Source organism: Streptomyces sp. S3(2020) (assembly GCF_013044505.1).
In the GTDB taxonomy this organism is placed as follows: Bacteria; Actinomycetota; Actinomycetes; order Streptomycetales; family Streptomycetaceae; genus Streptomyces.
In genome coordinates this window covers 1-11,591 of sequence record NZ_JABERD010000265.1, presented here as the reverse complement: position 1 = coordinate 11,591, position 11,591 = coordinate 1, and the positions used below count along the sequence as shown (strand labels likewise).

The following is an 11,591-nucleotide window of genomic DNA, read 5'->3' as shown; positions in this document are numbered from 1 at the left end:
CCACGATCACGTGTGCGTTCGTCCCGCCCATCCCGATGGAGTGCACCCCCGCCCGCCGGACCCCGGCGTTCGGCCAGGGTGTCGCGTGGGTCGGTATGACGAACGGGCTGGTCTCCAGCGCGAGGAGGGGGTTGGCGCGGGTGAAGTTCACCAGGGGCGGTATCACCCCGTGCCGTAGGACCAGGATCGCCTTGATCAGCCCCGCCAGGCCCGCCGCGCTGTCCAGGTGGCCGATCGCGGGCTTGGTGGAGCCCAGCGCGCAGAAGGCCGTGCCGTCCGTGTGGGCTCGGAACGCCTCGGTGAGCGCGGCGAACTCGATCGGGTCGCCCTTGTACGTGCCGGTGCCGTGTGCCTCCAGATAGCCGACGGAGTCGGCCGGCACGCCCGAACGCGCCAGCGCGCCGAGCACCGCGTCCCGCTGCCCCGCGACACTGGGCGCGGCGAACCCCCCTTTGCCGTCACCGTCGTTGGTGACCGCCGAGCCGAGGACGACGGCGTGCACGGTGTCGCCGTCGGCCAGCGCCCGGGCCAGCGGCTTCAGCAGGACCGCCGCGACCCCGTTGCCACCGACCGTGCCGTCGGCGTCCGCGTCGAAGGCCCGTACCGCGCCGCTCCGGGAGATCGTGGAGCCCTTGACGTGCCGGTGCCCGGTGATCTGGGGGAGGTGCAGAGCCGCCGAGCCCACCAGCATCAGGTCGGCGTCACCGGCGAGCAGCGCCTGGCAGGCGAGATGGACCGAGACGAGGGCGCTGGAGCAGGCGGTGGCGACATTGACCGCCGGGCCGCGCAGCCCGAGCCGGAACGCGGCCCGGTTGGCGGCGAAGTCGGGATAGTTGCCGACCTGGACCTGCTTCTGCGCGATCCAGTCGTCGCCCGGCACGTCGGCGAGGTTGTTGGCGAGATAGCTGTGCAGCGAGTACAGCCGGTACCCGACACTGCCGTACACCCCGATACGGGCGTCGGAACCCGCGTACCCGCCGTCCACCAGGGCGTGCTCGCAGCACTCCAGGAGCAGTCGCTGCTGCGGGTCGGTCACCTCCGCCTCACGGCCGGTCATCCCGAAGAACGCGGCGTCGAAACCGTCGACCCCGTCCAGCAGCGCACTGGCGCCGACGAGGTCCGGATCGTCGAGGAGGTCCTCGGAGGCTCCCGCGGCCCGTAACTCGGCCCGGCTGAACCGTCGTACGTGTGAGACGCCCGCCGCGATGTCGCGCCAGTACTGCTCGGCGGTCCCCGCTCCCGGGAACCTCAGCGCCATCCCGATGACCGCCACGCGTCGGTCCTCCGGCACTCCATCTCCCCCTTCCGCAACGGCTCAACGGCTCAATGGTTCGACGTCCGGGCCCGCCTCACACCTCGGCGCGCGCCTCCGCACCCGCACCCGTGCCCGCGGACGCCGGTTCCGTCGAACGGCGGCGCAGCACCAGGGCCACGAAGAGCACGGCGATCACGATGGCCACACCGTGTGCGACCGCGACGACCGACAGCGGCGAGAACGCGTCGAGCGCGGCGCCGACCGCGATCATCCCGGCGCCGAAACCGAAGCTCTCCACGGTCGCCGACAGCCCGAAGGCATGGGTGCGCAGCCGGTCCGGCAGGGCTTGGAGATGCTGGGTGTAGGACACCTCGGTCAGCCCGTCGGCGGCCCCCGCGACCAGCGCGATCAGCACGGTCGCCGTCCAGGGCAGCCCGGCGAAGGCCAGGATGAAAGCCCCGGACATCACGATGGTGCCGAGCCCGAAACCCAGTGCGCCCAGGGCCTGTTCCGAGCGCCTCGGCAGTCGCTGGATCACCTGCTGGGCCACGATGTTGCCGAACGCCCACACACACCAGAACACGCTGACGAACGTGGCCGGGCTGTCGGTGTCCAGTTCCGTCGAGTACACGGGCAGCGCCGCGTTGTGGGAGGACGAGCCGAGCGCGTCGACGCCCCGCAGCAGCACCATCAGGCCGAGCACGGGCGCGCCGGCCAGGACCACCACCGCGGCCGGCAGCTTGCGGCGCTGCTTCCCGGTGCCGGTGCCAGCACCTATACCGGCCTTGGCGGTCTCCTTCTCCGGCCTCCGGGTGACCGGCAGTTGGGCCACCGCCACCGCGCACACCAGGAACGTGGCCATGTCCAGCAGGAAGGCCGCCGTGTAGCCGAGCAGCGAGACGACCACACCGGCCGACGCGAACCCGGCCACCATCGCCAGCGAACGGCCGCTCACCATCAGCGAGTTGGCCCAGGTGCGCCGGTCCTCGGCCACCATCTCCGGGATCACCGAGCTGCGCAGCGCGACCAGGAAGACCGTGCCGGTGATCCCGCCCACCGCCGAGACCACGAACAGCACCGGGGTACGCAGGGTGTCGGGCGCCGCCACCAGCACCGCCAGCACCGTCGCCTGCACCACGTTCACCCAGAACATGACGGACCGCGCCGACCACCGGGCCAGGATCGGCGCCGCGAGCAGCCCCGCGACGATCCCCGCGGCGAGGCGTACGGCCATGAAGGCGCCGACGGCGAGCGCGCGGTCGGTGACTGCGTAGACGTACAGATTGAGCGCGACGACGTTGAGATAACTGCCGTACGACGACAGGGCGTAGCCCGCGACGAGGATGCGGTACCGGCGTTCCCGCACCGAGTCCGTGACGGGTTCCGGCATGCTCGACTTCCTTCGCGGACGGCAACAGGGTGAGGTGCGGGCGGGGTTGGCCCACCGGGGCGGAGCTCGTCGAACAGAACCTGTCGAACACTAGTCAGGAGGTGCGGAGTTCGACCTGAGGGACGAGGGCGCATGAATGTAATCTGCACACTTGTGAAGCGTGATCATTTCGACCCACGCACGTGTGATTGCCACGAAACACGTCCGACCCGTCCTTGCCCGCGGGCGCTGGCGGTGTACCGCACGGCGCTGCGCGAGGGACGCGTGCCGGCCCACGAGGTGCCGCGCTGTCTGACGGAACTCGGACTCGTCGTCGCCGACGCGGACCCGCCCGGCTGGTGTCTGCCGGTGGCGCCCGACGCCGCCCGCTTCGCCGTGCTGTCCGCGATGGAGGACCGGCTGGCCGAGCAGCGCCGGGCCCTGCGGTCGGCGTCCGCGCGGCTCACCGCGTTCGAATCGCTGTACGCGCGCGAGCAGCGTTCGGCCCTGCCCGCGCTGGTCCGGCTCACGGAGAAGGCGGTGATCAGCGCGGCCCTGGAGGCGGCGGTGGGGGACTGCCGGCACGAGCTGCTCACCGCGCAGCCGGGCGGCGGCCGCGCGGAGGCGACCCTGCGCGAGGCGCTCGGCCGTGATCTGCGGGCGCTGCGGCGCGGGGTCCGCCAGCGCACCCTGTACCAGCACACCGTGCACGCGCACCGGCCGACCATGGCGTACATCGAGCGGGTCACCGAGGCGGGGGCCGAGGTCCGCACCCTGGCCGAGGTCGTCGAGCGGCTGATCGTCTGCGACCGCTCGGTCGCCTTCGTGCCGCTGTCGCAGGACAGCGCGGACGGTGCCCTCCAGATCCGCGACCCCGCCCTGGTCCGCTTCCTGGCCCGGGTCTTCGAGCAGACCTGGGAGCGCTCCACCCCCGTGCACCCCGCGGATCCGGCCGAGCGCCGCAACCCCGCCGTCACCTCGGACCTCCAGCAGACGATCCTGCGCGCGGTCGTCGCCGGTGAGACGGACGACTCCATCGCCCGCCGGCTCGGCATGAGCCGCAGGAGCGTGGCGGAGCACATCAGGAAGGTGTCCGTGCGGCTCGGCAGTGGGAGCAGGGCACAGCTCGGGTACCTGGTGGCCACGTCGGGGTTGCTGGAGAGCGACGGCCGGTGACGGCACGCGCGGTGCCCGTGTGACCTCGGTCCCACCCACGGGGGACCCGGGCCTGTCCGCACGTTGACTCCGCCGGGCCGCCGGTAGGGTGGCCCGGTTGTCATACGTAGCCGACCCTTCCGCAGCACATCAGCCGAGCCGCTCGACCCCGTTACGGAGACCGTGACTACCACCGCCGCCTCCTCCCACCACCTCTCTCCCGCCTTCCCCGGCCGCGCCCCCTGGGGCACCGCCAGCAAGCTGCGCGCCTGGCAGCAGGGTGCGATGGAGAAGTACGTCCAGGAGCAGCCGCGCGACTTCCTCGCCGTCGCCACCCCCGGCGCCGGCAAGACCACCTTCGCGCTGACCCTCGCCTCCTGGCTGCTGCACCACCACGTCGTGCAGCAGGTGACCGTGGTCGCGCCGACCGAGCACCTGAAGAAGCAGTGGGCGGAAGCGGCCGCGCGGATAGGGATCAAGCTGGACCCGGAGTACAGCGCGGGTCCGCTCGGCAAGGACTACCACGGGGTCGCCGTGACGTACGCCGGTGTCGGGGTGCGCCCCATGCTGCACCGCAACCGCGTCGAGCAGCGCAAGACGCTCGTCATCCTCGACGAGATCCACCACGCCGGTGACTCCAAGTCCTGGGGCGAGGCGTGCCTGGAGGCCTTCGAGCCGGCCACCCGCCGGCTCGCCCTCACCGGTACGCCGTTCCGGTCCGACACCAACCCCATCCCCTTCGTGACGTACGAGGAGGACAACGCCGGTATCCGCAGGTCGGCCGCCGACTACACCTACGGGTACGGCAACGCGCTCGCCGACCACGTCGTGCGCCCGGTCATCTTCCTGAGCTACAGCGGCCAGATGCGCTGGCGCACCAAGGCCGGCGACGAGATCGCCGCGCGGCTCGGCGAGCCCATGACCAAGGACGCGATCAGCCAGGCCTGGCGTACGGCGCTGGATCCGCGCGGCGAGTGGATGCCGAGCGTGCTGCGCGCCGCCGACCAGCGGCTGACCGAGGTCCGCAAGGGCATCCCGGACGCCGGTGCGCTCGTCATCGCCTCCGACCAGGACTCCGCGCGCGCCTACGCCAAGCTGATCCGCGAGATCACCGGCAGCAAGGCGACCCTCGTGCTCTCCGACGAAGCCGCCGCGTCCAAGCGCATCGACGACTTCAGCGCGAGCGACGACCGGTGGATGGTCGCCGTCCGGATGGTGTCCGAGGGCGTCGACGTGCCGCGGCTGGCCGTCGGGGTCTACGCCACCACCATCTCCACCCCGCTCTTCTTCGCCCAGGCCGTCGGCCGCTTCGTGCGCTCCCGGCGCCGCGGCGAGACCGCCTCCGTCTTCCTGCCGACCGTCCCCGACCTCCTCACCTTCGCCAACGAGATGGAGGTGGAACGGGACCACGCCCTCGACAAGCCGAAGAAGGAGGGCGAGGAGGACCCGTACGCCGAGTCCGAGAAGGAGATGGAGGAGGCGAACAGGGAGGAGGACGAGGACACCGGTGAGCAGGAGCAGTTCTCCTTCGAGGCGCTGGAGTCCGATGCCGTCTTCGACCGGGTCCTGTACGACGGTGCCGAGTTCGGCATGCAGGCCCATCCCGGGAGCGAGGAGGAGCAGGACTACCTCGGTATCCCCGGGCTCCTCGAACCCGACCAGGTACAGCTGCTGCTCCAGAAGCGGCAGGCCCGGCAGATCGCGCACAGCCGCAAGAAGCCGGACTCCGAGGCGGATCTCCTCGAACTGCCCGCCGAGCGGCGGCCCGTCGTCTCGCACAAGGAGATGATGGAGCTCCGCAAGCAGCTCAACACCATGGTCAGCGCGTACGTCCACCAGAGCGGCAAGCCGCACGGCGTCATCCACACCGAGCTGCGGCGGGTGTGCGGGGGACCGCCGAGCGCCGAGGCGACGGCCGGACAGCTGCGGCAGCGGATCACCAAGGTGCAGGAGTGGGCGACCCGGATGAAGTGACCCCGGGTGTGGGGTGACACCGGGCACGGGCTCACGCCGGGCACGGCGGGGCGTGCGTCGATCACCGAGCGCCGTACATATCACGACAAAACGCATTGCTCCGTACCAGCCACTGCCCGGATTCTGGACGGAGCCTTCCGCTCAGCGAACCGGCATCGCTACAGTCCCGCTACGCACACGCCCCGTGGCAGCGCCGCCGCGGAGCGCAGCCGTGAAGCGACGCGGTCCGGAAACCGCTCCGGGCCGCCGGCCGATCGGCGGCCTCTGAAGCGCGTCACCGACGGGACTCGATGACGCATCCCCGCGACAGGGCCGCCGACCTCACCACTTGGAGGAGTGGGCGTCGTGACCGCGGAGACCTCTCAGACGCTCGACCGAGGACTACGTGTCCTCAAGCTGCTGGCCGATACGGACCACGGGCTGACCGTCACCGAGCTATCCAACAAACTGGGCGTCAACCGGACCGTGGTGTACCGGTTGCTCGCCACACTGGAACAGCATGCCCTCGTACGGCGTGACCTGGGCGGACGTGCCCGGGTCGGGCTCGGGGTGCTGCGCCTTGGCCGTCAGGTGCATCCACTGGTGCGCGAGGCGGCACTGCCGGCCCTGCGCTCACTGGCCGAGGACATAGGAGCCACCGCCCATCTCACCCTGGTCGACGGGGCGGAGGCGCTCGCCGTCGCCGTGGTCGAGCCGACGTGGACGGACTACCACGTGGCGTACCGGGCCGGATTCCGTCACCCACTGGACCGCGGGGCCGCCGGCCGAGCGATCCTCTCCGCCCGCACCCAGCCACTGAGGGACCCCGGGTACACCCTGACGCACGGGGAGCTGGAGGCGGGCGCGAGCGGCGCCGCCGCACCGCTCATCGGCGTCACGGGCGTCGAGGGCAGCGTCGGTGTCGTGATGCTGGCCGACGCGGTGCCGGAACGCGTGGGGCCACGGGTCGTGGACGCGGCGAAGGAGGTCGCGGAGGCATTGCGCTGACCGTTCACCGGAACCGCGGGTCATGACGGCAGGGTGGCCCCTGGGCTGCCCTGCGTTTCCGGCTTCCGCCCGGCTTTGGCCAAGTCGCCAATCCGCCCCGCCAACCTCTGGCCGATCCACCCACCGCCATCCGTCCGGCCCTCCGCATCATCAGGGGCCATACAGCGGAACAGCGGAGGAGCGGCGGCGTGGAGACAGTCGGTACTCGGCCATCAGGTGGCCAACGGAAAGGCCCCGCACATCGGTTGACCCGGCGGCAGGACGTCGGCGCGCTCGTCGGCGAGGCCGCCGGGAGTCCGCTCAGGCGGACCATGGGGGTGGGCCAGCTCACCTTGCTCAGCGTGGGCGCGACCCTCGGCACCGGCATCTTCGTCGTGCTCGGCGAGGCGGTGCCGGAGGCCGGTCCCGCGATCGTGGTGTCGTTCCTGCTGGCCGGGGTGACCGCGCTGTTCTCGGCGCTGTCCTACGCCGAGCTGGCCGGCATGATCCCCGGCTCGGGATCGTCGTACAGCTACACCTACGCCACCCTCGGCGAGCTGGTCGCCTGGGTGTGCGGCTGGTGTCTGATCCTTGAGTACGGCGTCTCGGTGGCCGCCGTCGCGGTCGGCTGGGGGCAGTACGTCAACGAGCTCCTCGAACTCACCGCCGGGGTCTCCCTGCCCGAGACGCTCAGCGCGCCGCCCGGGCTCGGCGGGACGCTCAACATCCCGGCCGCCCTCATCGTCGTCCTCGCGATGGTCGTCCTGCTGCGCGGGGCCCGCGAGAGCGCCGTCGCCAACACGATCATGGTCGCCGTGAAGATCGCCGCGCTCGTGATGTTCTGCGCGGTCGCCTTCACCGCCTTCCGGGCCGGCAACTTCCAGCCGCTGTTCCCGCTGGGCGCCGCCGGCATGAGCGCCGGAGCGGCCTCCCTGTTCTTCTCCTACATCGGCTTCGACGCCGCCTCGACCGCGGGGGAGGAGGCGAAGAACCCGCAGCGCGACCTGCCCCGGGCCATTCTCCTGTCGCTCTTCCTGGTCACCACCCTCTACGTCCTCGTCGCCCTCGCCGCACTCGGCGCCATGCCGTGGCGGGAGTTCGAGGGGACCGAGGCCACCCTCAGCGAGGTCCTCGTGCAGGCCGTCGGCGGGGGCAGCCTCTGGCCGATCCTGCTCTCCGCCGGAGCCGTCATCGCCACCACCAGCGTGGTCCTCACCGTCCAGTACGGGCAGATCCGCATCCTCTTCGCGATGTCCCGGGACGGCCTCGTGCCGCCGCTGTTCGCCAAGGTCCACCCGCGCACCGGCGTCCCGCGCGCCAACACGGTCATCGTCTCCTCCTTCATCGCCGTGCTCGCCGCCCTCGTCCCGCTGGGCAGCCTCGCCGACGCCACCAGCATCGGCACCCTCTTCGCCTTCATGCTGGTCAACCTCGCCGTCGTGCTGCTGCGCCGCCGCAGCCCCGACACGCCCCGCTCCTTCCGGGTCCCCTTCGCACCGGTGACACCGCTGCTGGGCGTGGGCTTCTGCGCCTACATGCTGTTCAGCCTGGGCTCCGACACCTGGATCGCGTTCGGCGTGTGGATGGCGGTCGGGCTCCTCATCTACGGGACCTACGGCATCCGGCACTCCAAGCTCGGCAAGGAGGCCGCCGAGTGACCTCCCTGGACCTCGCCGCCGACGTCGTCGACCTCACCCGCGCCCTCGTCGACGTCCCCTCCGAGAGCGGGCGGGAGGGCCCGCTCGCGGACGCGGTGGAGGCGGCGCTGCGGGACCTGCCCCACCTCGCCGTCGAGCGCGTCGGCGACTCCGTCGTCGCCCGGACCGGCCTGGGACGGGAGCGACGGGTCGTCATCGCCGGCCACCTGGACACCGTCCCGGCCGCCGGGAACCTGCCGTCCCGGCTCCACGAGGACCGGGTGCACGGCCTCGGCGCCTGCGACATGAAGGGCGGCGTCGCCGTCGCCCTGCGCCTCGCGGCGACCGTCACCGCACCCGTCCACGACCTCACCTACGTCTTCTACGCGTGCGAGGAGGTCGAGGGCGACCGCAACGGACTGCACCGCATCTCGGTGGCGCGCCCCGACCTCCTCGAAGCCGATCTGGCCGTCCTCATGGAACCCTCCGACGCGGGTGTCGAGGCCGGCTGCCAGGGCGTGCTGAGCGCCGACATCGTCGTCCGAGGGGCACGGGCCCACACCGCCCGCGCCTGGAAGGGCGTCAACGCCGCCCACCTCGCCGCGCCGGTCCTCCAGCGGCTCGCCGACCACACGCCCGAACGGATCGTGATCGACGGCCTGGAGTACCGGGAAGGGCTGAGCGCGGTCGCCGTCCGGGCCGGGGTGGCGGGCAACGTCGTACCGGACGAGTGCGTGATCACCGTCAACTCCCGTTTCGCACCGAGCCGTTCCGCCGAGGAGGCGGAGGCGTACGTGCGGGACCTCTTCCCCGAGTACGAGGTGCTGGTCACCGAAGTCGTGCCGGGGGCGCCGCCCGGCCTCGACCGGCTCGGCGATCTCCTCGCCGTCCTCGGGGCGCGGCCGCGGCCCAAACTGGGGTGGACGGACGTCGCCCGGTTCGCGGCGCTCGGGGTGCCCGCGCTCAACTACGGTCCCGGAGACCCCTCGTTGGCGCACACGGCGGGGGAGTACGTGCCCGTCGAGCAGCTGCGCGCATGCGAGGAGCGGCTCAGGAAATGGCTCCTCTGAGCCTGGCCAGGGTTCTCAACTGAAGCCACAGCACCAGCCGTTCGTCGGGATCGTCGAGGTCGATCCCGACGTGCTGCTGGGCCTGCTTCAGCCGGTAGCGGCAGGTGTTCGGATGGACGGCGAGCAGCTTCGCCGCGCCCGCCATGTCACAGCCCGCGTCGAACCAGCTGACCAGGGTGCGCGCGTAGTCCGTGCCGTGCTCGCCGTCGTACGCCAGCACCCGCCGCCACGCGCCCGCGCTCAACTCCCGCCGCTCGCCGAGCACTTCGGTGAGCCGCAGGAGGGTGACCCGGGCGCGCACCTCGTCGACCGTCGCCACCGGCAGATCCGGCCCGAGGACCCGCAGCACCAGATCGGCGTCCGCCCGGGAGGCCGCGACCTCCCCGGCGTCCGGCACCACCTCGCCCAACGCGGCCCGCACCGGCACCCGCAGCGCCTGCCCGGCCCGCGCCACGATGTCCTCGGCGAGCCGCCGGTGCCGCTCCCCGGGCGCCGGCAACAGCGCGTACACCACCCCGTCGACCAGCACACACGCGTGCCGCCCGTAACGCGCCTCGCACTGGAGCCGTACGACGTCCAGGAGCCGCAGTCCGGTCTGCTCCGTGTCCGGCAGGCTCGCCGCGTCCAGCACGAAGGCGGCCACCCGCACCGCACCCTGAAGTCCCAGCCGGGGTCCGGCCGTCGACGCGTCCGCCGTGCCGTCGAGGAGGCGGCGCAGCAGGTCGCTGTTCTGGTGGCGGGCCAGCTCCTGGGCGGCCCGGGCCCTCAGCAGCAGCAGCGCGGCCGTGGACGCGCCCTGGGTGAGGGTCTCCTCGGCGTCCGGCGCGAGCGTGCCGTCGTCGACCACCCAGACCGAGCCCAGCGTCTCGCCGCCCGCCCGCACGGCGACCGCGAGACGCGGCAGGTCGCCGTCCCGCAGCGCGGGCAGCCGTACCGGACCGGGGGCCGCGAACAGCACCCGGTACTGCCCGCTGTTCTCCGGGCTGCCCGGCACCTGGAGGCCGAGGATGCCCTGCCGGCGGTCCTCGTCGACGGGCTGGCCGGGGACGGTGGAGTAGGCGAGGATCCGCTGCCGCGGGTCCTCCACGGCGGTCGCCCCGCCGGTCGCCGCGGCGATGGCGTCCGCGAGCGCGAAGAGATCCCCGTGGCCGCCCGCCGAGGACACCGGCCGCGCGCCGATCGCCGACGCCAGCAGCAGATGCACGTGGTGCCAGGCCGCGTCCTCGTCGACCGACAGCAGGGCGATGCCGTGCGCCTCGGCCTCGCCGACCGGACCGCCCTCGCCGCGGACGACCAGTCCGGTCATCCCGGCCGCCGCGGCGGCCCTCGCCAGCGGCCCGGCGGCGGCCGCCCGCACCCCGACCGCCAGCAGCAGGGCGCCCGGCGCGTGCGGGAGCGGGGCGTGCGCGTCGTACAGCAGCGCCTCGGTGACCGCGGCGGTGAGCCCGGCGGCGGGCGCGGTGTGCAGCCGGACGGAGGGGCCGCCGATGACGTCCAGCAGGTCGCCGAGGGTGCAGGCGTCCATGGGCTCCTCCAGATTGTCCGATCTCCAAAGGAACGTACGCATCCGTTGTCCGGGTGCACAACCCGGGGCGGTCCGCCGGCTCCGAGACTCGTTCCATGACCGCAGCAGTCACCACCCGTTCCGTTCACGACGTCGCCGGGCTCGCGGCCGTGACCGACTACTTCAGCGACGTCTGGCAGACGCTCCGCAGCGCGCCGCCCTACCCGGCGGAGGTGCTGCACAGCCTGGTCCACGCGGGCGGCGCCGTGCACGCCATGTACGACGGCGAACGGCTCGCGGGAGCCTCCGTCGCCGTGCTCGGCCCACCCGGGGACACCTACTCGCTGGTGGCCGCCGCGGACCAGGGGCTCGGACACGTCGTGAAGCAGGCGCAGCGGGCCTGGGCCCTGGAGCGCGGCGCCCGCACCATGCGCTGGACCTTCGACCCCCTGGTCGGCCGCAACGCCCGCTTCAACCTGGCCAAGCTGGGCGCCACCGGCACCGAGTACCTCGTCGACTTCTACGGCCCCATGGCGGACGGCGTGAACGACGGCGACGAGAGCGACCGGCTGACGGTGATCTGGGACCTGGCGGACACGGCGACGGCCACGGCGTACGGCACCCCCGACCGCACCCCGGACCGCGAGGCCGCCCCCGCCAC

The 11,591-nt window shown here is 72.5% G+C and carries 9 protein-coding genes; 6 read left to right on the top strand and 3 right to left on the bottom strand.

Going from position 1 to position 11,591, the window contains the following annotated elements; genetic code table 11:
* Nucleotides 1-1,273 (bottom strand): polyketide synthase (locus HLK59_RS43770; protein WP_346779954.1); only part of this gene is annotated, 1,273 nt, incomplete at its 3' end.
* Nucleotides 1,274-1,349: 76 nt separating this feature from the next.
* Nucleotides 1,350-2,645 carry an MFS transporter gene (locus HLK59_RS43765; protein ID WP_171147246.1) on the bottom strand — a complete coding sequence of 432 codons (1,296 nt, stop codon included), beginning with the start codon at nt 2,643-2,645 and terminating at the stop codon, nt 1,350-1,352.
* 234 nt (nt 2,646-2,879) lie between these two features.
* Here HLK59_RS43765 and HLK59_RS43760 point away from each other — a divergent pair, with 234 nt between their 5' ends.
* The 5 genes from HLK59_RS43760 (at nt 2,880) to dapE (ending at nt 9,426) form a co-directional block, all read left to right on the top strand.
* A complete protein-coding gene (locus HLK59_RS43760) occupies nt 2,880-3,800 on the top strand; it encodes a LuxR C-terminal-related transcriptional regulator (RefSeq protein WP_346779953.1) in 921 nt (306 codons plus the stop codon).
* Between the two features lie 162 nt (nt 3,801-3,962).
* Nucleotides 3,963-5,753 (top strand): DEAD/DEAH box helicase, encoded by a 1,791-nt coding sequence (locus HLK59_RS43755; protein ID WP_171147244.1) that lies wholly within the window; start codon nt 3,963-3,965, stop codon nt 5,751-5,753.
* Nucleotides 5,754-6,098: 345 nt separating this feature from the next.
* On the top strand, nt 6,099-6,740 hold the full coding sequence (locus HLK59_RS43750; RefSeq protein WP_171147243.1) for a helix-turn-helix domain-containing protein: 642 nt from the start codon (nt 6,099-6,101) through the stop codon (nt 6,738-6,740).
* A 188-nt stretch (nt 6,741-6,928) separates the two neighbouring features.
* Nucleotides 6,929-8,377, top strand: a complete 1,449-nt coding sequence (locus HLK59_RS43745) for an amino acid permease (protein WP_171147242.1) — start codon at nt 6,929-6,931, stop codon at nt 8,375-8,377.
* Complete coding sequence (dapE, locus tag HLK59_RS43740; RefSeq protein WP_171147241.1) at nt 8,374-9,426, top strand: succinyl-diaminopimelate desuccinylase; 1,053 nt, start codon at nt 8,374-8,376, stop codon at nt 9,424-9,426. The genes HLK59_RS43745 and dapE overlap by 4 nt, the downstream gene beginning before the upstream one ends.
* Here the strand turns inward: dapE and HLK59_RS43735 are convergent.
* Nucleotides 9,407-10,951 (bottom strand): helix-turn-helix domain-containing protein, encoded by a 1,545-nt coding sequence (locus HLK59_RS43735; RefSeq protein ID WP_171147240.1) that lies wholly within the window; start codon nt 10,949-10,951, stop codon nt 9,407-9,409. The two genes, dapE and HLK59_RS43735, sit on opposite strands and share 20 nt — an antisense overlap.
* Before the next feature lie 95 nt (nt 10,952-11,046).
* Between HLK59_RS43735 and HLK59_RS43730 the strand changes: the two genes are divergently transcribed.
* A partial coding sequence (locus HLK59_RS43730; protein WP_240982988.1) for a chorismate synthase occupies nt 11,047-11,591 on the top strand: 545 nt, incomplete at its 3' end.

What these genes read in the sequence shown, in the direction of transcription:
- HLK59_RS43765 (WP_171147246.1), bottom strand. Translation starts at nt 2,645, where the DNA reads ATGCCGGAACCCGTCACGGACTCGGTGCGGGAACGCCGGTACCGCATC.
- HLK59_RS43735 (WP_171147240.1), bottom strand. Translation starts at nt 10,951, where the DNA reads ATGGACGCCTGCACCCTCGGCGACCTGCTGGACGTCATCGGCGGCCCC.